This is a genomic window from Saccharopolyspora antibiotica (genome assembly GCF_047200635.1).
Classification (GTDB): Bacteria; Actinomycetota; Actinomycetes; order Mycobacteriales; family Pseudonocardiaceae; genus Saccharopolyspora_C.
Genome location: NZ_JBJZOI010000001.1, coordinates 293,180 through 316,492, shown reverse-complemented (window position 1 = coordinate 316,492; position 23,313 = coordinate 293,180). Strand labels below are relative to the sequence as shown.

Annotated in this window: 7 protein-coding genes (1 of these 7 running past the window's edge); 2 read left to right on the top strand and 5 right to left on the bottom strand. The window is 76.7% G+C overall.

What is annotated here, in order from left to right; genetic code table 11:
• Positions 1 to 146: 146 nt before the first annotated feature.
• The gene (locus ACL03H_RS00865) at positions 147 to 740 is read right to left on the bottom strand and encodes a chorismate mutase (RefSeq protein ID WP_412809065.1); all 594 of its coding nucleotides are present in this window, start codon (positions 738 to 740) and stop codon (positions 147 to 149) included.
• Positions 741 to 877: 137 nt separating this feature from the next.
• The gene (locus ACL03H_RS00860; RefSeq protein WP_412809064.1) at positions 878 to 1,591 is read right to left on the bottom strand and encodes a hypothetical protein; all 714 of its coding nucleotides are present in this window, start codon (positions 1,589 to 1,591) and stop codon (positions 878 to 880) included.
• A 662-nt stretch (positions 1,592 to 2,253) separates the two neighbouring features.
• Here ACL03H_RS00860 and ACL03H_RS00855 point away from each other — a divergent pair.
• A complete protein-coding gene (locus tag ACL03H_RS00855; protein ID WP_412809063.1) occupies positions 2,254 to 3,000 on the top strand; it encodes a response regulator transcription factor in 747 nt (248 codons plus the stop codon).
• A gap of 5 nt (positions 3,001 to 3,005) precedes the next feature.
• Complete coding sequence (locus ACL03H_RS00850) at positions 3,006 to 4,103, top strand: sensor histidine kinase (protein ID WP_412809062.1); 1,098 nt, start codon at positions 3,006 to 3,008, stop codon at positions 4,101 to 4,103.
• A gap of 37 nt (positions 4,104 to 4,140) precedes the next feature.
• On the opposite strand, the gene ACL03H_RS00845 is transcribed toward ACL03H_RS00850, so the two are convergent.
• The 3 genes from ACL03H_RS00845 to ACL03H_RS00835 all read right to left on the bottom strand — a co-directional run.
• Complete coding sequence (locus ACL03H_RS00845) at positions 4,141 to 4,788, bottom strand: type VII secretion system-associated protein (RefSeq protein WP_412809061.1); 648 nt, start codon at positions 4,786 to 4,788, stop codon at positions 4,141 to 4,143.
• Positions 4,785 to 6,074, bottom strand: coding sequence for a YrhB domain-containing protein (locus tag ACL03H_RS00840; protein WP_412809060.1), 1,290 nt, complete (start codon positions 6,072 to 6,074; stop codon positions 4,785 to 4,787). Before ACL03H_RS00840 ends, ACL03H_RS00845 begins: the two co-directional genes overlap by 4 nt.
• Before the next feature lie 205 nt (positions 6,075 to 6,279).
• Positions 6,280 to 23,313, bottom strand: partial view of a DnaJ domain-containing protein gene (locus tag ACL03H_RS00835; RefSeq protein WP_412809059.1) — the 3' end only. 20,040 nt of this gene lie beyond the right edge of the window; the window shows 17,034 of its 37,074 coding nt (coding positions 20,041-37,074); the start codon falls outside the window, past its right edge; its stop codon occupies positions 6,280 to 6,282.

Genomic DNA, 23,313 nt, shown 5'->3' with positions numbered 1-23,313 from the left:
GGGGGGGGGGGGGGGGGGGGGGGGGGGGGGGGGGGGGGGGGGGGGGGGGGGGGGGGGGGGGGGTGCGGGGGGGGGGGGGGGGGGGGGGGGGGGGGGGGGGGGGGGGGGGGGGCTGGCCCACCCCCCCCCCCCCCCCGCGCCCGGGATCAGCTCGGGAGGGGGCAGACGGAGTTGAGCGCGCGGTCGAGGGCCGCGCGGTGGATCGGGTCGAGGTCGGCGGCTTCCCGGCCGACCACCTGCTCCAGGGTCGCGCCGCAGGCCGGGTTCTCGCGGGCCGGCGTCGCCGTCTTGAGGGCGGCGATGAGCTCGTCGCCGATGCGGTCCAGCTGGGGACGCACCTGGGCGAGGTCGGGCTGCCGCGACGGGCGCTGGTCGGGGTGCTCGCGCCACTGGCGCAGCAGCTCGTTCTGGACGTGGGTGCTCGCCGCGATCTGGTCGCGGAAGACCCGCGCGGCCCACTCGGGGTCCACGCCGTCCCGGGTCGCGTCGGCGCGGGCGGTGTCGACGACGACGGCCTCGCGGGCCGAGTCGGTCACGGGCTTGCCGGAGCCGAACTTCGAGGCGGCCACCTGGTCCGAGAGCACGGCCCGTTCCCTCGCGAGCCGCACGATCCGGGTCAACCCGTCCGCGCCCGGCTGCGGGGCCGCGGACGGTTCCGCCGGGGCAGCGCACCCGGCGAGCACCAGCGCCGCGCCCGCGAGCCCGGTCGCGGCGGGGAGGGCGGTCTTGACTCGCTGCACGTTCTCTCCTCCGGAGAAGCGCGCCCCGGGGAGGCGGGGCGGTTCGGGATCTTGATGCCGACAGCATGCGCACGCACCGTCGTGCACTGGGGCGCGAGGCCGCCTCGACCGGGAAAACCCCCGTTCGCGGCCCTGCGCTAGCGCAGGTGGTCCAGGACCGCCTGGGCGAACTCGCACGCCAGCTGGTACCGGAAGCCGTAGAGGTTCCAGTTGCGGTCGATGACGCTCTGGTCGGCCGAGCCGGTCTCCTCCTGCTCCAGCGCCAGGTCCCCGGCGTTGCCGGCGAAGCGCAAGGCCTGGCAGGCGGCCTCGACCTTCTCCGCGGGCCGGTCGTTGCCCACCAGCGCCAGCAGCTCGCCCAGCTCCTCGGTGCCCAGCAGGTCGGGCAGCGAGCCGAGGGCGGCGCGCTCGTCCCAGTAGCGCAGCGGGACTTCCAGGGGGCTCGCCTCGTCCTCGATCCGCAGGCAGGCTTGCGGGGGCCGCAGCGCGATCACCCGTCCCAGCTCGACGACGCGGCGCCCGGCAGCGGCCTCCAGCGCGAGCTGGGCGGTGTCGACCCACCAGCCCACCCACAGCGCGTAGTGCGAGAACCACGCCTCGCGGATGCTCTCGGCGCGGAACCACAGGTCGCGCCGGGCGATCTCCAGCGGCGCCACCCGGCACTCGCTGGTCACCCGGTCGAACTCGGGCGGAGACGGCACGGACCGCACCGCCTCGGCCCACTTGGCCCAGACCATCGCCACGGCGTCGGCCTGGTCCTCCAGCAGGGCGAGGAACTCCCCCGCGTCCAGGTCCGCCGCCCCGCTCCGGGCACGACCGGCGCGCACCGACTCATCGCTCGCGGTCTCCAACGCACTTCCTCCCGACGCCCGGCTCAGCACCTGATCACGCGGTTCCTCCCGCTACGCGGCGCGGGGCGCTCGGCGGCCCCGCGGCGAGCAGCAGGGGGCAGCGCCGGACCACGTCGCGGGGCAGCCCGGCTCCCCTGCCACGACCAGCGCGGGACGGCGGCACCGGTTCCCGGCCGCACCGGGCAGGCGCGCCTCCTGCTCCGGCCGCTCCTCCGCGCCCGGGGCGGTGGCCGGGCCGCCGCTCGGCACGGGCCGGTCGGGGCGCGACCAGCGCTGGCACATCGATCCTCCTCGTGAGCAATCGTCCGCTGGGCCGAACGAGGGATTCCACCACGTCTTCCGGCCCAGCGCTCGCCAGTCAACATCACGCCCCGCCCGCGGGCGAGAATTCGCGGCGGCGGAGGGGGAAGCGGGCAGCGGGTCTGCCCGGAAACCGGGTGGTGCGGGCCTCTTCCGCCCCGGAGCTTCCCTACCCGCGGTGATCGTCGGACGCACCTGTTCGGATCAAGCGCTGAGCTGTCCGCGCGATCTCGGGGCGTAAGGTGCTCCGGAAGAACTCCACGCAGCGTGGCCGCGTCCTCCTCGCATTGAGGCGATCGGGCGGAAGCGGCGGTCGTACTCCCGGGCGCTCCAGTCCGGCGCGGGACAGCGAAGGAACCGGCATGGCTCATGTGGATCGCGCGCCTCAGGACCGCGCGGCGACGTCGCCGCGGATCCTGGTGGTCGAGGACGACCCCACCGTCTCCCAGGTGATCACCGACTACCTGCACCGAGCCGGGTACGGCGCGGTGGTCGCCGCGGACGGGGCGATCGGGCTGGAGCTCGCGCGGCAGATGCGGCCGGACCTGGTGGTGCTCGACGTGATGCTGCCCGGCCTGGACGGGTTCCGGTTCTGCCAGCAACTGCGCCTGCACAGCGAGATCCCCGTGATCATGCTGACCTCGCTGGGCGCCGAGGAGGACCGGCTGCGCGGGCTCGAAGTCGGCGCCGACGACTACCTGACCAAGCCGTTCAGCCCGCGCGAGCTGGTGATGCGGGTCCGCTCGGTGCTGCGGCGGACCTCGGCCATGCCTCCCGCCTGGGCCAGCGGCACCAGGCGCGCGGGCGACCTCGTCGTGGATCAGGAGGCGCGGACGGCGAGCAAGGCGGGCCGCAAGCTCACCACCACGAACAAGGAGTTCGAGCTCCTGCTGTTCTTCCTGGACAACCCGGGCCGGGTGTTCCGGCGGGACGAGCTGATGCGCCAGGTGTGGGAGCACGACTTCGGCGACGCCTCCACCGTCACGGTCCACGTCCGCAGGTTGCGGGAGAAGATCGAGGACGATCCGTCCAGCCCGACCATGCTGGTGACGGTGTGGGGCGTGGGCTACCGGTTCGACCCCCCGGAGCGGGCGGTCGTTCCGCGATGAACCCGGTGGCGATCGGTCTGGTCGCGGTGAGCGAGTCGGTCGGCGTCGGGTTGCTGGGGGCGGCGGTGCTGCGGTTGCTGCGGCGGCACTCGCTGGGGCTCTCGCTGATCGTGGTGGTGGTGACCACGGTGTGCGCGATGAACATCAGCGCGATCACCATGGTGTTCGTGATGCGTTCCGCGCAGGTCCCGCTCGGCGCGCACCTCGCGGTGAACTACGTCGCCGGATGCGTGTCCATCGGCATCGGGGTGCTGCTGGCGCGTTCGGTGGTGGCGGGCAGCAGGCGGCTCACCGACGCGACCCGCGCCTTCGGCCACGACCAGGAGTTCCGGCTGCCCGAGGAGCCGCCGACCGCGGAGCTCGCGGAACTGGCCTGGGAGCTGCACACCACGAGCGAGAAGCTGGCGCAGTCCCGCAAGCGCGAGCAGGCCGCCGAGGCGTCCCGGCGCAAGCTCGTCGCGTGGATCTCGCACGACCTGCGCAGCCCGCTCGCCCGGCTGCGGGCCATGACCGAGTCCATCGAGGACGGGGTGGCCGAGGACCTGCCGGAGTACTGCCGCAAGATCCGGGCCGACGCCGACCGGCTCACCGGGATGGTCGACGACCTGTTCGAGCTCTCCCGGATCCAGGCCGGTGCGCTGCGTCTCAACCCCCGCGAGGTCTCGCTGGAGGACCTGGTCAGCGACGCGGCCGCCGGGATCGACGTGCTGGCCGAGCAGCGCGGTGTCCGGCTCCGGCCCGGTGAGATCCAGCCCGTCCCGGTCCGGGTCGACGACAAGGCGATGACCCGGGTGTTCACCAACCTGCTGGTGAACGCGCTGCAGTACAGCCCGGAGGGCACGGCGGTCTCGGTGGACGTGCGGGCCGAGGACGGCCGGGCGGTGGTGCTGGTCTCCGACGAGTGCGGGGGCATCCCGCCGGACAGCCTGAACTCGGTGTTCGACATGGGCTGGCGCGGCGACGCCCCGCGCAAGCGGCCCGGCGGCGGGCTCGGGCTCGCGATCGTGCAGGGCATCGTGCAGGCCCACGGCGGCACCATCGCCGTCCGCAACGTCCCGGGCGGCTGCTGCTTCGACGTCCGCCTTCCGCTGGCGCTCCGCTGACCGCCCGCCGTCGCCTGCCCGCCCATCCGGCACGCGGCTACGGGGTGGTGAAGCGGGCGAGAGCATCGGTGGTGAGGCGCACGGAGGCGGGGGCGCCGGGGTTGAGCAGGACGTCGACGCCCGCCTGGGCGGCCCCGTCGGCGAGTTCGCCGACGGTGAGGTCGCGCCAACCCGGCACCTCCAGCCGATCCCGGTGCCCCGGCGAGGTGGTCACCAGCAGCGAGGGCACCTCGTCCGGTGCTGGGGCGACGACGACGTTCTCCTCCTCGTCGACCGCGATGCCCAGCAGCACCTGCGGCAACCGGGCCACCAGGTCCTCCAGGTCGGAGTCGCCGTTGGCCACGAGCTGCAGCGCGGCGTCCACCGGGTCCAGGGGCAGCCCTGGGCTGGAGGGCTCGTAGGCCAGGTTCGGCAGGAAGCGGTTCACCTCGCCACCGGCGTCGGGCAGCCAGCTGCCGACGATCGCCTCCACCGGCGGGCCCTCCTGGTCCTCCGCGCCGCCCCAGGCCGGATCGACCAGCAGGTACATCAGCTCCGCCGGGTCCGCGCCCTCCTGCCCGGCCCCCGGTGCCTCGACGGCCTCGGGCGCCTGCCCCGGTTCGGGGGTCTCTCCCGCTTCCGGCGGGTCCACTGCTCGCACGTTCTCCTCCTCGACCGCCAGCGTCTCGATGCGTGGCACCGTCACCGGTACCGGATGACGTGCACCGCCAGCGGATCCTGGTCGAAGCTCGGCATCCCGTCGCCGTCCAGGGAGTCGATGAGCCGCACGTCGCCGCCCTCGTTGACCGCGACGAGCAGGTTGCCCACCGTCTCCCGCCCGCGGAAGTCGCGGCGGCGCACCCACACCAGGGCGCGGGAGTCGCGCGGCGCGCCGCCGACCTCGGCCAGCGCGTCGCCCCAGTTGCCGTGCTCGGCGAGGCTCAGCGGCTCGCCGAGCTGGCTCATGGTGGGCTCGAACCAGGTGGAGCTGCCCGGAGCGGGCGGTCCGGGGAGGTCCTCGACGCCGTCGTTCCAGTCCGACAGGTAGGTCCACGGGTCGTTGTTCGGCAGCAGGAAGGGCTGCGCGCCCGCTTCCTTCGGCACCACCAGCGCGGCGTCGAGCATCTGGTCCCGCCAGTCATCGGTCTCCAGGAACCGCCGCGTGGTGCAGGCGAACAGCCAGCCGCGCTCGGTCTCGTCCAGCTCGTCCGGGTCGACCAGCGCGATCGGGTCCGGGTAGGTGTTCTCCAGCCAGGCGACCGCCTTGGCCCGCGCGGCCGGCAGGTCCGGCGCCGAGACCTCCCACGGGACGAGGACGCGCTCCTCGGCGCCGACCACCGGGCGGTGGAAGCGGGCGACGACGAGCTGGCTGATCTCGTCGTCGTCCAGCCGCGCCAGCGTTCCGCGCTGTCCGTCCAGGAAGACCGCGCGCTCCTCGTCGTGGAAGGCGTAGATCAGGTGACCGGTGATCTCGACCCCGCCGAGCTGCCTGCGCAACCACACGGCGGCGCGGGTGCCGGGGCCGCCCTCCAGCAACATCGCGGTGACATCGGCCCAGGTCGAGCTGGTGAACACCTCGGCGCCGGGGAAGTGCGCGGCCAGCATCCGGTCCCACCAGCCGGGCGCCTCGTCCAGCGGGTTCCACGGCAGCGCGGAGGCCGGGCGGTGGTCCACGGCGGCGTCGGTGGCGATCAGGCAGTTGCGGGCGTTGACCCGCCAGCGCCACGGGTTCGCCTCCGCGCCCGGGGAGGGCATCGCGTTGAGGTCCTCGTCGAGCGGGTCCGCGTTGGACACCGGGAACGGTTCGGCGCCGTTCTTGGGCACCGCGATCGTGGCCGCCAGCAGCGGTTCTCCCGAGCCGCCCGCGTAGTCGCAGCTGAACAGCGCCGTGCGCTCCCCGTCGAACAGCGGCTCGTCCCCGACGAGCGCCACCAGCCCGCCGTAGGTGCGCTCCAGCCACTCCGACGCTCTGCCGGCGAGTTCGTCGCTCATCGTCCTCGGTCCTTCCTCGGCCCGCGGTCAGCGGGCCACCGGTCAGCGTTCCCGGCCGGGGCGGAGGCGGCGCTCGGGGTCCACCGCCTCCGACCCTCCCGCGCGGGTGATCCACGGCCGGGGAGTTCAGCGTGGGCCATCGCCGCCCTCCCCCGGGCCGCCCTCCCCGGTGGCACGGGGAATCCCCCCACCGGATCGCCGGTCCTCAGTCGTCCTCCCAGTCGGAGTTGCCCGCGTTGTCGACCTCGTCGACGAGGTCCTCGGCGTCCTCGGGGGCGATGCCGTAGCGGTTCACGAGCAGGCTCGGCGGGCACGGATCGCCCTCCGCCCGCTGCTCGGCGGCGAACTCGCGGGCCGCCTCGGACAACTGCAGCTCCGCCTGCTCGGGCGAGAGGCCGAACCGCTCGGACAGCTCCGCCGCGCTCATCCGGTGACCGCCGTCGGCCGAGGCGTGCGCCTCGGCCCTGGCCGCATCCGCGATCACCGCGCCTCCCCACGTGAGCGGGTGGTGGATGTCGCGGAAACCCCACACCTGGCCCCCGTGGGTGAACTGGGCGCCGCTGAAGCGCTGCGCGATCTCCAGGGGGGAGATCGGCTCGCCCCGGGAGGTCGCCGCGCGCACCTGTTCGCGGGCGGTGGCGGTGACGACGCGCTCGTGCTCGGCTCGGCGCTCCGCCTCGGCGGCGTCGAGTTCCGCGAGGGCCGTGAGGTCGTCCAGCCCGTAGTTCTCGCTGAGTTCGGTCACGTCGGGGAACTCCCTTCGCCCCCGCAGGAACTCGCGGACCGCGGTCAGGCGCAGGCCCTCGACCCGGGCGCTCCCCTCGTCGCCCGCCCACCCGAACATCCGGGCCAGGGTCGACGAGGTCTCCGGGCGCTGGAGCTCGGCCGCCTCGGTGATCAGTTCGATCACGGCCCGATCCGCCCGCCGGTCCGCCAGCAGCTCGCTGTGGCCGTACCGCAGCGCGAGCGCCCGCGCGGAGAACGGGGTCTCCCGCTCCGCGGCCTCCCGGATCTCCTGCCGCGCGTAGCCGTCCTCGTGCCGGAGCACCGCCTGGGGCGACGTGCCGTAGCGGGCGGCCAGCGCCGCCGGCTCAACGGCCTCGCCCCGCTCCCGGAGGTCGATCGCGTCCGCGAGCAACGCGGTCGCGAGCGCCCGTTCCGCCCCGTCCCGGTCGAGCCCGTACCGGGCCATCAACTGCTCGGCCGTGCGGGCCGCGCCGCGCCGCGCCGCCGCGCGGGCGTCGGTGCGGGCGACGTCGGCGATCCGCTCGGCCGCCCAGCGCTCGCCCATGCGGTAGCGGCGGGCGAGCTCGTCCGGCCCGTAGGGCACGGCGGCCGTCCGCACGTCCGCCTCGGCCGCACCGGCCACCAGCGCACGCGCGTGCGGGGCGCTCAGCCCGAAGCGCCGCCCCACCCGGCGCAACTGCGCGGGTGTGAACGGGGGCTCCTCGGCACCCGTCGCGGGCCCGCGCTGGAGTCGCAGGAAGGCCTCGTCGATCCGCTCCGCGGCCCACTCCCGCGTCCGGCCGTACCGCTCGGCGAGCTGCTGCTCGGTCGGCATCGGGGCGTCCCGCCGCGGCCCCGGGTAGTCCGGGATCCGCTGGGCGATCCGCCACAGCGGGACGTGCGCGGAGTCGTTCGCGGCGTGGTCCCAGGACTCGACGCTCGCGGCCGTGCGCACGAAGTGCTCGGCCGCCGCCGCGCCGAGGCCGTACCGCGCGCCGAGCTCCGCCGGGGAGCTGCGCGGCTCCGCCCGCCCGGTGACGAGGTCCAGCACCAGGGCCGACCCGACCAGGAAGTACGCCCACTCGCGGTCGCCTTCCTCGGCGGTGACGACCGGCACGGTCAGCGGGATCTCCTCGCCGTGCAGCTCGGCCACCCGGTCCACCGCCTCGCGCAGGCCGCGCCGGTGGAAGATCCGGTCGCTCACCGAGCGGGCCTCGGCCAGCTCGTCGGCGGCCAGCAGCTCCCGCGCCCGCTCCGGCGTGATCCCGTGCCGGGCGGCGAGCTCCGCGACCGGCGGGGGCGCGCCGTGCTGGCGGCCTCCGCGCAGCTCGGCGGCGGCCAGCCGCTCGGCCCCGACCTGGACCTCCACCGCGTCGCGGTCGAGACCGAAGCGCTCGGCCAGCTCGGTGGTGCTCGCCCCGGCGGCGTGGGCTTCGGCGAGCACCGCGCCGACGCGCTCCCGGATCCAGGCGGAGTCGCCGCGGTAGCGGCGCGCGAGCTCACCCGGATCGGTGACGACGCCGTGCTCGGCGCCGAGTTGGATCTCCCGTTGGGCGGCCGCGTCGAGCGCCGCCCGGAACTGCCCTCGGCTCAGGGTGAGCACCGCGGGCAGCTCGCGGTGCCCGGGAACCACGGGCGCGGTCACCAGGAAGTCCCGCGCCGCCGTCACGAGCGCCGCTGCCCGCGCCTCGTCCGGGATTCCGAGCACGGCGAGTCCGCCGTGCGCCCCGGTCCGGGCCTCGCGGGTGATCGCCGCGACGATCCGTCCCATCGCCCATTCCCGGGTGCCGCCGTGCCGTGCCGCGAGCCGCGCGGCCGACACCGGACGGTGCTCCGGAGTCCCGGAGGTGGCCTCGTCCACCGCCACCTCGTCGACCAGCTCCGAGGTCCGGGTGGCCACCAGGTCGAACTTCGCGACCGGGTCCACCGGGCGAACCCCGGCGGACGGCGGTGCCAGGACCGGCCGCCCCTGGTCCGCTTCGCGGCGGATCAGGGTGCGCGCGACACCGCGCTTGGCGTGTTCGAGGGCGAAGGCGTCGCGGATCCGGCGCTCGGCCCAGGCGCGGCTCATGCCGTACTCCCGCGCCAGTACCCCGGGTTCGTACCGCTGGTCCCGGGCCACCGCCGCGAGCACGGCGGCGTGCGCGACGGCGTCGATCTGGTCGAGCACCCACGCCCGCGGCTTGCCGTGGCGCTCGGCGAGGGCGCCGATGTCCGGGTGCGCGCCGTCCGCCACCGCGGCGCGCACGTCCGCCCGGGCGCGGTGCGCGGCGGCCGAGGTGCTGTTGATCTGCTCGCCCGCCAGCGGCCGGGTGTCCCGGAAGATCGCCGAATCCCGCACCGGCGCCGTCCGGTCCGTCTCGATGATCACCCGGAAGCCCCACCGGCCATCGCGGCCGTACCGCTCGCCGAGCCGCTCGGCCGCGGCGGAACCTCCTCCCACCAGCACCTCCCGCGCGTCCGCGGTCGCCGCCGCGCCGATGGCGTACCGGGCCCGGAGGATCTGGCACCCGTAGCGATCGGCGAGATCGGTGGCGCTGATCGGGCTCCCCGCCCGAGCCGCCTCCCGGGCGTCGAGCGCGAGGGCGGAATCCAGCACGCTCCGGCTCTGCGCGGCGTCGAGCTGGAACGCGCGGCGCACCTGGGCACCGATTCCGATGGCCTGCTCCCGGCCGAGCTCGCGCATCCGGTCCACGGCGGCGGCGTGCCGCAGGTGCAGGACTGCACCGGTGCTCAGGCCGTAGCGCGCGGCCAGGCCCGGCGCGGTCCGCGAGTCGATCTCGCCACGGCGCGCGAGCTCCCCGAACGCCGAGCGGACGGCCCCGGCGATGGCGTCCTGCGCCTGGTCGAGGTTCAGCCCGTGCTTCGCTGCCACGGCCGCGTCGGTGAGCGGCCGCCCGAGCGCGGACCGGGTGATGACGTCCGCGCGCGCCGCGACCTCGATCCGCGCGAAGGCCCAGCTCCGGTCCTGCCCGTAGAACCGGGCTAGGTCCTCGGGCAGCACCTGCTCGGCGCGGTCGGCCGCCGAGCGGGCGTCCTCGGTCGCGAGGCCGGTGAGCACGCCGTCGGCCGCCTCCTCGGAGAGCCCGTGCGCGGCCGCGATCCTCGCGGTGGGCACCGGGCTGCCGTCGACGGCGGCGCGCAGCACGTTGAGCGCCGCCGCGTCGAGGGCGGCGTTCGTCGCCCGCGCCGCGTCGTAGCCGAGCCCGCGGTAGTCCTCCGGCCCCAGCGGCCGGCCGGAGCGGACCGCCTGGCGGACCCGGACCAGCGCCTCGAAGTCGGCGGGCACGATCTCCGCCCGCTCGCCGCGCCTTTCCCGCAGCGCGGTCACGGCGGCGGTGGCCACGGCCTTGCGCGCGTCCACCAGGTCGAGTCCGAAGCGGTCGGCGACGCGCTGGACGTGCTCGGTCCCCTCGACGGCGCCGAACGCCCGCAGCAGGTCCTCGGCGGTGGTGATGTCGGCGCGGACCTCGTCCCGCGCGGCGGCCACCCGCGCGTTCCGGGCCCACTCCTCGGACTGGCCGTACTTGGCGGCCACCAGCTGCACCGGGGAGGCGACACCGTTGCGGGCGCGATCGCGCACGTCCTCGGCGGCGATCTCGAGGCGCAGCCGCTCCACCGCCGCCGCGTCGAGGTCGTAGGCGGGGGCCCGCTGCCCGGGCGGCGGGAGGAAGCGGTTCACCGTGCGCCGCAGGTGCTCGCGGGCGGCGGCCTGGACCATCCGCCTCGCCCAGCTCCTGCTCTTGTCGAACCCCGCGGCGACCGCGCGCACCGGGATCCGCTGCCCGGCGGTCGCGCGGTCGGTCACCCAGGAGCGCGCGACGGCGTCGACCCGGTCGGCCGCCCAGCTCACGTCCCGGCCGTACCTGCGGGCCAGGTCCCCGGTCGCCGACGGTGCCAGCCGCCGGTCGACTGCGAGCGCGGTGGTCAGCTCGCGCTCGGCCTCCCGCTCGATCGCCCGTTCCGCGCTGCGCCTGCTGAGCCCGAACCCGCGGGCCAGCGATGCGGCGTCCGGCGCGGTCCCCCGGTCGAGCCCGGCCCGGACGTCCTGGGCGGCGGCGAGGACACCGGCGCGCTCCAGCGCGCCCGCTCGCCCGGTCTGGGCCCGCGCCCAGGAGCGGCTCATGCCGTACTTCTCCGCCAGCAGGTGCGCCTCGTAGCGGTCGCCGCGCCCCAGCGCCTCGACGACGTCGAGGTGCGCGGCGGCGTCGATCTGCGCCCACGCCCACCGGGGGGTCGGCGCCTGGTGCCGCTCCGCCAGGTCGACGTCGGTGAGCGGCGCGCCGCGCTCGGCGGCGGCGCGGATCTCGCCGCGCACCCGCAGCTCGTGGTCCCCGGCGCGCTCGGTGCTGACCGGGACCCGGTTCTCCTTCAGGAAGAACGCCGGGGTCTCGTCCGGACCGGCCCAGCCGGGCTCGGCGGCGATGATCCACTGGGCCCAGGCCCTGCTGCGGCCGTAGCCGCGCCCGAGCTCCGCCGCCGAGACCTGACCGCCCAGGGCGGTGACCTCGCGGACGTCGGCGAGGGCGGCCTGACCGACCAGCACCTCGTCCGCGGCCGCCGGGAGGCCGTACCGCCGGGCGTGACCGCCGGGCGGGAGCGGCCTGCCGGAGCGCGCCGCCTCCCTGGCATCCGCCACGGCGGCGGCGTTGGTCAGCGGGCGCTCGCCCCACCCGTCGCCTCCCCGCTCGGGAAGGGCCGAGGAGAACAACCGGTACCGGAAGCGCAGGTCCTGCTCGGAGGCGTGGCGGCCGTACCGGGCGGCGCTCCGCAGCTCGGCGACCACGGCGGCGCCGAGCACCTCGTCCGCCGCCACGCCGTGCGCGACGGCCCGCGGCAGCGCGCGCCGGAACGGGACGCCGTCGGGGTCCTCGCGCGCCAGGCGCACGACCTCGGCGCGAACCAGGCCGACGGCCCGCTGGTGCCCGATGCCGTGCCGGGAGGCCAGCTCGGCGGGGTCGTACCCGGCCAGGTGCACGGCCGTCCGGTCGGCGGCCACCTCGTCGACCAGCCGGTGCGCGGTGCCGACCGGGATGCCGAACCGGCGGGCCACGGCCCCGGCGGTCAGCGGCCGACCGGTGCCGACGGCGCCGCCGATCTCGGCGCGGACCGCGCGGCTGATGAGGTGCTCGGCGTCGTCCGTGGAGAGCCCGTAGACGTTGACCAGGTCGCGGGCGCGCAACGGCCGTCCCCGCTCGACGGCGGCGCGGACGGCGGCCCGCGCCTCCTCCCGCCGCGAACTCGGCCGGTGCGCGCTGAACAACGCCCCGCCGGGGGCGCCGACCAGCAGGTCTCCGCTCATCGGACGCCCGTCCAGCGGCGTGCTCCGGCCGGGCAGCGGCAGGAACCCGACCACGTTGTCCGGACGCACGTCACCCATCGCGCCCCGGTGCGCGTCGGGGAAGCCGACGACCCCGCGCGGCCCCCGCTCGGCCAGGACGGCGTGCACGAGCCCCGGGCGGTGCTGCACGAACACCGCGCCCCACGCGCCCTCGGGCTGCGCGCGCAGGTGCTCGACGACCCGACCGTAGGACGCGGCCACCGCGGAGGCGCCGAGCTGGTCCTGGAGGGCGTCGAGCCGGGAAGGGCCGGCCGCGTCGACCGCGACGGTGACGCCGCCCGCCAACGTCCGCGCGGCCGCGATCAGCGCCAGCCCGCAGTTCTCCGCGTGACCGGGCGTTCGCGCCGCGTGGTGCGCCCCGTTCACCCCGGACAGCCGGGGGTACCGGGTCCGGAAGTACCGGGCGTTCGCCTCGGCGTCGTCGAACCGCGCCGCGGTGACCTCGGAGCCGTCCGGGAAGCCGGGCAGCGGGGCGGGGTCGCGTTCGGGGTAGCCGGGAGCCCGCGCCTCGTCGGCGGGCGGTCGACCGGAGGCTTGGTAGGACGGCGGCACCTCGCTCCCCCGCACCCGCTCGCCGCGCGATTCGCGGGGCCGCCCGTGCCTCTCGGTGATCGACGCGGCTTCCGCCGCGGCCAAGCCGTACCGGGCGCCGAGGGCCTCCGGTGACGGCACCGGGATCACTCCCAGCAGGTCCCGCTCCACGACGTCCTCGATGACGTCCCGGCCTCGGAGGTCGTACCGCGCTTCGAGGTCCCGCGGCCGGAGCGGCCTCCCCCGGTTCACCGCCGCGCGCACGTCCTGCCGCGCCGCGGCCCGGACCAGGTCGTCCTCGTGCGGGGTGCTGATGCGGAACCGCGCGGCGAGGTGACGACCGCTCACCGGGTGACCGGAGGCCACCGCGGCGGCTCCCTCGGCCCTGGCGACGTCGATCAGCACCTGCCGGGCTCGGTCGGCGGGCAGGCCGTACTCCGCCGCCACGGTGCGCGCGCTGTGCTGCTCCGCGTCGGCCGGGCCGGTGGCGCGCACGTCCTCCAGCGCCACCTCGGCGAGCACCTCGACGATCTCCGGCTCGGTGCGGCTGAAGCGGGCGGCCAGCGCGGCGACGTCGGGAGCGGAGCTCCGCTGTCCCGGGCGGCGTCGGTGCCGCGCGGCTGCCGCCGCCGCGCGGATCTCGGCGCGCAGGGCCGCCGGGTCCGGGAGCGCGTCCAGCACGGCGCGGGCGTCGCCGCCCTCGGCCGGAGCGCCGACCAGGAGGTCGTCGTCCAGCCGGATTCCGCGCAGCCGGGCGGTGCTGGACCCGGGCAGCGGCATGAAGCCGAGCACGTCCCCGGGCCGGAACCGCGCCATCGTCCCCCGGTGCGGATCGGGGAAGGAGACCTCGCCGCGACGTCCGCGCTCGACGAGCACGGCGTGCAGCATCCCGTCCCGCCCGGCCAGGAACACCGCCCCCCAGGAACCGGCGGGCTGGCGCCGCATGTGCTCGACGACGCTCCGGTGGTCGGCCCGCACCGCGGTGGTGGGGGTGACACCGAGCCGGTCCAGCACCCGGCGGTGCTCCAGCTCCTCCCGGAGCAGATCGGTCACCCGCCGCTCCCGCGCGTCGGCGGGGTTCTGCCGCACGACCTGGTGGATGCCGGGCAGCACCGCCGCGCTGTTCGCGGGCCCGCTGTCGCGCAGGTCCGCGAGCCGAGCGGCCTCGCTCCGGTCGAGGGCGTCCCGGCGGCTCGCCGCTTCGAGGTCGTGCAGGCGGCGCACCAGGACTCCCAGCGAGATCGGGTGCCCCTGGTCGACCGCCACCGTGATGCCACCGGAGAGGGTCCGCGCGGCCGCCACCAGGGCGAGCCCGCAGTTCTCCGTGCGGTCCCGCGCGCCGGCGTGCGGGTTGACCCCGCTCAGCGCGGGGTAGCGGGCGTGGAAGTGCGCGGTGGCCTGGGCGTCCGTGCGGAACGCCCCCGCGGTGACCACAGGGCTCGACGGGGCCTCCGGGAGCGCTGGCGGGACCGTCACCCCGGACTCGGCGTAGGACGGCGGCGGCTCGACGTAGGCGGGGTCCGGCTCGTCGGCCGGGTTCTCCCGCATCACCTGGGCGGCCCACTGCTCCTCGACGTCGTAGCGGGCGGCCACCTCGCGAGCGTTCCAGGGGAGCCGCTGGGCGCGCAGCTCCTCCCGCACGACGTCGTCGATCACCTTCCTCGCGTTGACCTGGTACCTGCGTTCGAGCTGCCACGCGGTGATCCGCTCGCCCGCCCGGGCGGCGTCGCGCACGTCGGCCGCGGCCGCGTCGCGCAACGCGACCCGGGCGTCGCTCTGCGCGAAGCCGTAGCGGAGCACGAGGGTCGGCAGCGAGACCCGCCAGCCGGCCTCCGCCGCCGCGGTCCGGCGCGTCAGCTCGACCATCAGCTCGCGCACGCGCAGCCGCTCGATGCCGTAGCGCTCGGCGATCCCCCGCACGTTGACGGGGCGTCGCTCGGGCGCGGCCTCCCTGAGCTCCGCGCGCACCACGTCGGCGAGCACCTCGGCGGTGTCGGCGGTGCGCAGCCCGTACCGGCTGGCGATCCCCTTGATCGACAGCGGCGGTTCCCCGGCCAGGGCCCGCTCGCGGACCTCGCGGCGAGCGACCTCGGTGATCTGCTCGGCCGCCTGCTCGGTGCTCAGGTGGTGCGCGGTCGCGATCTCCTCCGCGCTCAGCGGCGTGCCGTTCGCGACGGCCAGCCGCACGGCCTTGCGGGCGGCGGCGGCCCGGGCCGGCAGCAGCACCGCGCTCATCGCGCGCCCCGCGGGCCCGCCGATGAGGAGGTTCGGCGGCAGCAGGGCACCCGGCATCGGCGCCGAGCCGAGCCGCGGCAGCGGCAGGTAGCCGACGACGTCCGCCGGGCCGGGATCCGCGATCTCCCCGCGCTGGGGGTCGGTGAACACGACCTCGGTGCGAACGCCGGCCGGCTCGTTGCGGACCAGCAGGGTGTGCGCCATGCCCGCGCGGCCGCGCACCAGCACCGCGCCCCACGAACCCTCGGGCTGGGCGCGGGTGTGCGCGACGACCTCGTCGCGGGAGGCGGCCACGGCGGTCGAACCCAGGCGGTTCTCCAGCACTTCCAGGAACGCCCCCTCGCCCTCGCCCGCGGGCAGGGTGACCCCGCCCGCGAGCGTCTGCTCCGCGGCGACCAGGGCCAGCCCGCAGTTGAGCACGTGTCCCGGGTCCTGCCGGGCGTAGCGCTCGGCGTTCACCCCCCGCAGCTCCGGGTACCGCAGCCGGAACTCGGCCGCCGACGCGGGATCGACCGGGTGAGCGGCCGCGTAGGGCGGGGCGTCCCCGGTCGCCGGCTCGCCGTAGCCGGGCGCGGCGATCTCGTTCCGGGCGTAGAGCGGCAGTTCGGTGTCCGGGACCTCCGGCCCGATGGCCTCGGTCCGGGCGTACCGCGCCGTCCGGGGGGTGTGGCCGGAGGAGGTCTCCGGGTGGTGGAAGTTGGTCTCCCGCCGGTGCAGCGCGGGCGCCGTCCGGGTCCCGCTGCGGCGCGGGTTGCCTCCCGCGCGGCTCGGGTCGCCCGGGAGCGCGGGCGGCGCGGCGTTCCCGCTTCCGCTGGGGGCGCCGCGGCTCGCCCTCCCCGGTCGTCCGCCCGGCATCCCGACCAGGAGGTCGGGAGCGAGTTCCGGACCGGGCAGCTCGGCCGCACCGAGCCCGGGCAGGGCCGCGAAACCGACGACGGCGTCCGGTCCGGGGTCGCTCAGCTCACCGACGTGCGGGTCCGGGAAGCGGATCAGCCCGTCGGCGCCGCGCTCGGCGAGCACGGCGTGCAGCACGCCCGGCGCGCCGTGCAGCAGCACCGCGCCCCAGGCGCCCTCGGGCTGTGCGCTCAGGTGCTCGACGACCTCATCCCGGGAGGCCTGCACCACGGGGGTGCCGAGGTCGTCCCGCAGCTGGCCGACGCTCAGCGGCGTCCCGCCGTCGGCGGGCACCGACGCGCCGCCCCGGAGGGCCCGAGCCGCGTCGATCACCGCGGCGGCGCAGGCCCGCTGCTCGCCCCGGGCGTAGCGCGGGCCGTTCGCCTCCCGCAGCCGCGGGTAGCGGGCGCGGAACGCGGCCGTGGCCGGGGAGATCCCGCCGAGGCGGGCACCGTCGTCCGAGCGCTGCAGCGCGGGGGCGCGGCGGGCTCCGGAGCGGCGCGGGTTCGGCGCCACCGGGGCGCTCTCCAACTGGGAGGAGCCGGTGCGCAGCAGCGGCAGGTAGCGGTGCACGTCGGACGGCCCGAGGTCCATCAGGACTCCGCGCTGCGGATCGGGGAAGACGACGCCGTCGCCCTCCGCTCGGACGAGCAGGGTGTGCTGCTGCCCGTCCTGGGCGCGGATCACCACCGCGCCCCAGGAACCCTCGGGCTGGGCGCGGGTGTGCGCGACGACCTCGTCGCGGGTCGCGCGCACCGACGGCGTGCCCAGCAGGTCCTCCAGCACCGAGACGGGCGAGGCCTCGCCCGGCTCGGCGGGCACCGTGGTGCCCTCGACGAGCGTCCGCTCCGCCGCGAGCACCGCGCGGACGCAGTTGTCCACGTGGCCCGGCGCCGAACCGGCGTAGCGCTCCGCGTTCACGCCCCACAGCTGCGGGTAGCGGGCGCGGAACTCCTCGGCGGTCTCCTGCTCCCCCGGGAGGAAGCGGGCGCCCGGGGCGCCGAGCGCGTCCGCGCCCCGCTCGCTGTACGGCGGCAGGCCGTACTCGGGCGGTGCGGTGAGGTCCTGGATCGCCCCGTAGGTCGGCTCCTCGTAGGCCGGGAGCTGCTCCTCCGTCCGGGCGGTCCGTCGCCGGTGCCGGTACGGGTGGCGGAATTGCACGTCCCGGACGAGGTCCGCGGCGTGGTCCGCCGCGACGTCGAAGCGCTCGACGATCAGGAACGGGTCAGCGGGCAGCGCTCTCCGCTCCAGCTCCTGCCGGACGGCCCGGTCGATCACGGCGCGCGGATCGACGCCGTACCGGGAGGCGAGGGAGTGCGCCGGGATCCGCTGTCCGGCGCGGGCCGCGTCGAGCACGTCACCCATCGCCGCGTCGACGAGCAGGCCGCGCGCGAGCCGCGGCGGGAACCCGTAGCGCTGCTCGACGTAGCGCTGCGCGAGCGGTCCCCGGTCCGCCGCGTCGAGGCTCAGCACCGCGGTCCACATCCGGCTGGACCGCGCGTCGGTGCGGGCGAGCAAGCGGGAGTACCACGGGTGCAGGCCGAGCCGGGTCGGGTCGCCCGCGCGAGCCCTCGCCCGCACGTCGGCCGCGATCACCCGGTAGGCGTCCTCCTCGGTGATCCCGAGGCCCCGCGCGAGGCCCTCCGCGGTCTGCGGGGGAGCCGCCGTCGACGGGCTGGCCGCCGACCGCACGACCTCGGCGGCGACGTGGAGCACGGCCGCGCGGGCGTCCGCCTCCGCGCGCTCGGGCCGGAGGGCGATCTCCGCCGGCGTCAGGGGGTGCCGGGAGAACATCCGCGAGCGGATCTCCTCGCGCAGGGCGTGCTCGTCCATGCGCCGCCCGGCGCGCCGGGCGAGCTCGCGCGCGCCCGGAAGGCCCACCAGCAGATCGCCCTGCATCGGCACGCCGGGCAGCGGCGCGCCCAGGCCGGGCAGCGACATGAAGCCCACGACGCCGCCGTCCCGAACGGTGTCGGCCATGGTGCCCCGGTGCACGTCGAGGAAGCTCGCGCCACCGCCGGGCAGGGACTCGACGAGCACCGCGTGCAGCGTGCCCGCGTCAGGCCTGGGCCGCAGGAACGCCACACCCCAGGAATCGGGCGGCTGCGCACCCGCGTGCGCCACGACCTCGTCGTAGGACGCGACCACGGCCGAGCCGTTCAGCCGGGCCCGCAGCGCGTCGAGCCGCATCGGGCGGCCGCCGTCCACGGCGACGGTGGTGCCGCCGTGCAGCGTCTCCGCCGCCGCGATCACCGCGAGCGCGCAGTTCGCGGTGTGTCCCACCTCGCGGCGCGCGTAGCGCGGGCCGTTCACCCCCCACAACTCCGGGTAGCGGGCGCGGAAGAACCGGTCGGCCGCGCCGGGATCGGCGAAGCGCTCCTCCGCGAGCACGACGCCGGCGGGCACCGGCTCGGGCAGCGGGGCCTGGTCCTGCTCGGAACCGCTTTCGGCCTCGGGACCGGCGTTGCCGGGCAGCCACCCCTCGCCCGCGCCCTCCTCGGCGATCGCGGAGCGGTGCTGGACGATGTGGTCGATCGCCTGCTGCTCGGTGATGCCGTAGGTGGCGGCGAGCTCCGCCGGGCGGTAGTGCATCCGCGCGTCGTGCAGGCGTCCCATGCTGGAGGCGTCCACGGCCCCGCCGCGCGGCGGTGCGGCGCTGACCGATCGGGTCGATCGCAGGCGCTCGGTCACGACGGCGCCGATGACCGCGGCACCGTCCACGTCGTACCTGGCGAACACGGCCTCGGCGCTGAGCGGGTCGCCCGCCTCGGCGGCGGCCCGCACGTCCTCGCGGGCGGCGAGGAAGATCGCCTCGCGGGCGGTGTCCGGGTTCAGGTGGTAGCGCCGCGCGAGGAAGGCGGAGGAGACCGGCCGCGCACCGGCCGCGACGGCCGCCGCGTCCTCGCGGGCGACCTGCGCCAGCACGCCGCGGACCCGCTCCCCGCCCAGGCCGTACCTCTCGCCCAGCTCTCGGCTGGTCAGGTGGCTCGTCCGGTTCGAGGGATCGCGCACCTCCTCCCGCGCCGCCGACTCGACGACGGCCTTGACCTCGCCGTGGCCGAGTCCGTACCGGACGTACAGGTCCGCCCAGGACATCGTGCGGCCCGGCACCGCGTTCGCCCGCACGTCCCGGCGGGCGATCGCGGCGATCATCTCGGCACGCTCCCCGGCGGGGACCCCGTAGAGGGCCAGCATGTCGTCCCACCGGTCGCGGTCCACGCGGTTGCTCCACCACGGACCGTCGTAGCGGCCGATCTCGCCGAGGACGACCCCCGCGACCGCGTCGACGGCCTGCTCGCGGGTGAGCTGGTACCCGCGCTGGAGCACGGCGACGGACAGCGGCCTGCCCCGCTGGGCACCGTCCCGCACCGAGTCCCCGGCCCGCGCGAGCCGCCGCCCGTCCCGCATCCGGCGGAACGCGGAGCGGACCCCGCCCGCGCCGGGCGGCATCCCGACGAGCAGCTCCGGGTCCAGCGCCGCGCCCTCCAGCGCGGACGCGCCGGTCCCCGGCAGCGGCCGGAACCCGATCACGTTCGAGGCGCGGACGTCGGCGATCGTGCCCCGCTGCTGGTCCGGGAAGCGCACGGCACCGCTCGCCGCGCGCTCGCCCAGCACCACGTGCACGAGCCCGGGCCCGCTGGCCAGGTACACCTCTCCCCACGCGCCCTCGGGTTGCGCGCGCAGGTGCGCGACGACCTGGTCGAAGGTGGCCGCCACCGCCGGACCGCCTCCGGCGTCCGCCAGCGAGCCGAGCCGGATCGGGCCCCCGGCCTCGGCCGGGACCGTCGTCCCGCCGGACAACGTCCGGGCCGCCGCGATCGCGGCCAGACCGCAGTTCTCGGTGTGCCCCGGCTCGCGCCGGGCGTACCGCGCCCCGTTGATCCCCCGCAGCCGCGGGAACCGCGCGCGGAAGTACCGCGCCGCGTCCCGCTCGGCGGAGAACCCGGCCGCGGTCACGACCGAGTCGTCCCGGGCGGGTGCCGTCCGCGGCGACGGCGAGTCCTCGTACCGGTGCACCGCGGCGAACAGCGCGTACCGCCGAGCCGGGGATTCCGGCGCGGTGCCGACGGGCGACCGGCCGCCGAGTCGTTCCGCTCCGGTCCGCACGCCCTCGCCGGACAGCGACCGGGACCCGGCGCCGGTCACGCCGTCGCGGACGAGCCCGTCGAGGTCGGTGCGCGCGGACCGCTCGCCGTCCTCCGGACGCACTCCTCCCCCGGGAACCGGTCCGCGGCGCCGCAGCCCGCCGAAACCGGACATCGGATGCCGGGACGGGTCCGAAGCGGACCGGCCGTCCCGGACGACGTCGCGCAGCAGCGCGTAGCCGTCCCGGCCGCCGGTCTGGCCGCGACGGGGCGGCGGGCCCGCCGCGTCGTCGAGGATCTGGTACGAGCCGTACTCGCTGAGGGACGTGAAGGCGTGCTCCCAGGTCGCCTCCGCGAGCACCTCGCCGTCCGCGCCCAGCCCGTTCGGGTCGTCGAGCTGCGCGAGGTGGAAGCGCTCGCGCCACTGCCGGGCGGACGCGGTCCCGGTGTCCTCGGGGAGGTCGTCGCGCAGCCGCTCCAGGCGCTCCCGCGCTTCGGAACCGTGCGTCCCGAGCGCGTGCACCACCGGCCCCGGTCCGCCGGCCCGCTGGTCCAGGCTCCGCTGCGCGTAGTACTGCGCCGCGACGAGCGTCGTGCCGGAGTGGGCGTAGTCGACGAGCAGCACGTCCCGGTGCCGGGGCAGGTCGCCCAGGAACTCGGCGAAGTGCTGGTCCAGCCGCCGCAGCTGGGCCGGGGTGGGGCCGGGGATCCCGGTGCGCTCGAACGCGGGGTGCAGCGCGGAGTCCGGCAGCGGCGCCACCTCGAAGCCCGACACCGGGACCGCGGTGACCTCGTGCCCCCGGTCCTGCAACGCGGCGGCGATCGGCGCGGGGCTGCGCCCGATGGTGACGTAGCTGAACCGCTCCGGCGGGAACACCGCGGTGATCTGGTCGGCGACCGCGTTGACCGCCCGCACCAGTCGCTCCTGCTCGTTCCAGTGGTGCTGGAAGACCGCGCGACGCACCTCGGCGTGCCACCGCCGCGCGTCGTCGACGTCGTAGACGCGGACCTCGCCGTCGAGGTGCTCGGCGGTCGGCCGGAACACCCCGGAGTCGGAGAAGTCGAGCCAGGACGTCCGATCGCCCGGTGGCGGCGTGTTCAGGTGCAGCGCGGCGGCCTCGGCGAAGGCGCGGCCACCGTGGTCGCGCACGCCGGCGTCGTCCAGCCAGGCGCGCGCGCGGGACGGCGTCAGCCAGATCGCGTGCTCGCCCGCCCGCAGCAGGGTGCGCCTCGGGGTGAGCAGGTGCCGGAGCGCTTCCGCCGCGGGCATCACGGCGCGGGGGCCGTCGAAGGCGGCCGCGCGGTCGAGCAACCGCCGCAGGCGCTCCCGCGACGCGCCCGGCCGGGTGCCCTCGGCCCGCGCGGCGTCGCGGCGGAGGCCGCCGAAGCCGGACGGGGCGGAGGCGTCCTTGCCGGAGCGGCCCAGGGCGTCGCGCAGCACCTCGTAGGCGCTGTCCCGGTCCCCGGGCCGCGCGCGGCGGGGCAGGCCCGGATCCCGGTCCAGGACGCGGTACTCGCCGACCTCCGCGACGCCGTCGAACGCCTGCTCCGCCAGCGCGTCGGCCAGCGCGAGACCGTCCGCGCCCTCCAGCTGCCGGAGGTGGAACCGCTCGCTCCACGGCGTGCCCGCGGTGGAGGACGCCAGCAGGTTCCGGGTCAGCTCGAGCTCGATGGCGAAGTCATCGTCGTGCAGCGCCAGCGCGTGCACCTGCCTGGTCAGGTCCGGGGGCGCGGTCGTTTCGTCCAGGTGCCGCTGCAGGAAGTGCTGCGCGGCGATCAGCGACAACCCGCTCTGGGTGTAGTCGATCAGCAGCACGTCCCGGTGTTCCGGCAGTTCACCGAGGAACGCCTCGAAGTGCTCGCCGAGCCGGCGCCGCTGCTCGTCGGTCAGCGGTGCCTTGCCACTCGACTCGAAGGGCCGCCGCAGGCCCGAGCTCGCCGGCGGGGCGGGGCGGAAGGACGACAGCGGCAACGAGACGGCGGTCTCGCCGCGGTTGTGCAGCGCGGCCACCACCGGTGCTGGGCTGCGCCCGAGCCCGACGTAGCTGAACCGACGCGGCGGGAACTGCTCCAGGATCCGGTCGGTGAGCTCGCCGACGGCTCGCACGACGCGCCGCTGCTCGTCCCAGTGCCGCTCGGCGGCCAGGGTGCGGACCGCGTCGACGAAGCGCGCGGCCTCGTCGATGCCGACGACCCGCTCGCCGCGTTCGGCGTGGTCGTCCCGGGCGTGCCGAACCCCGCCGATCGCGCGCGGATCCGTGTCCCAGGGTCTGAAGGAGCGCACGTACCACCGCGCGGCGTCGCTGAAGCCGCCCCACCTCGGGACCGCGTAACCGCTCGCGGCGAGCCAGTTGCGCACCCGGCCCGGCGTCAGGCGGATCTCGTGCTCCCCCGCCCGCAGCCAGGTGGGCGCGGACCGCGCCCCCCGGATCCCGTCGACCACGCCGCGCACTCGATCGAGCCCCCGGTCGAAGTCCTCGCTGCCGTCGAGGACTCGTTCCAGCCGTTCCTTCGGTGACGGCTCGGGCGCGGCGGGCGTCCGGTTCAGCGGGGCGCCGTCGGCGGTGCCGACCGGCGAGTACACGGGGGCCAGCACCCGGTCGGAGGTCATCGGGGAGAACCACACCCGGGACGGGTCGCCCAGCATGGCCAGCCAACCGGTCTGCCCGTCGAAGAAGACGGTCCGGTCACCTCGCCGGTGCGCGGTGAAGAAGTGCCCGGCGCCGTCGTCGAAGTCGGCGAACACCAGGCCGCGCGGCCCGTCCGGGCCGGGGCCCGAGACCTCGGCCAGGACCGAGCGGTAGCCGCCAGCCAGCTTCCGCATCGGCGGCAACCCGGACTCCGGCACCCGGTCCCGGTGCGTGAAACCGCCCGGCCGCGCGCGGAACTCGCGCGCCCGCCCGGGGTGGGCGTCCGCGTTCAACGTCTGAATGGCCGCCGCGAGGCAGTTGGTGTCCCGCCCCGGCTCCCGTCCGGCGTTGATGCCGCTCAGGTGCCGGAAGTTCCGCGCGACCCAGGACCGGGCGGCGGGGAAGGCTCCCTCCGTCTCCGCCGACACCACGTTCGGCAGGTTCACCCGCACCAGGGCGGAACGCCGCCCGGTGCCGCCGAACCCGGACCGCTCGGGCCCGGTCGCGGTGTGCTCGACCACGTCGTCGGTCCGGCTGGTGGCGAGCGCCGCCGCCAGCGCCGTCGCGTCGGATCCCGGGCCGAGGGGCGCGCGGTGGAAGCGGTCCCGGGTGTTCCCGCGACCGCCGGCCGCCGCCTCGTCCGGGGTGAGCGCCAGCGCGTGCACCTCGGTCCCGGGGCCGCGGGTGTCGTCCAGAACTCGTTGCAGCCGGTCCCGCGCGGAGGCCAGCCGTCCGGACGCGTCGTGGTCGATCAGCAGCACCGCGCGGTCGCGGGGCAGGTCGGCCAGGGCCTCCTC

What these genes read in the sequence shown, in the direction of transcription:
- ACL03H_RS00855 (WP_412809063.1), top strand. Translation starts at nt 2,254, where the DNA reads ATGGCTCATGTGGATCGCGCGCCTCAGGACCGCGCGGCGACGTCGCCG.
- ACL03H_RS00840 (WP_412809060.1), bottom strand. Translation starts at nt 6,074, where the DNA reads ATGAGCGACGAACTCGCCGGCAGAGCGTCGGAGTGGCTGGAGCGCACC.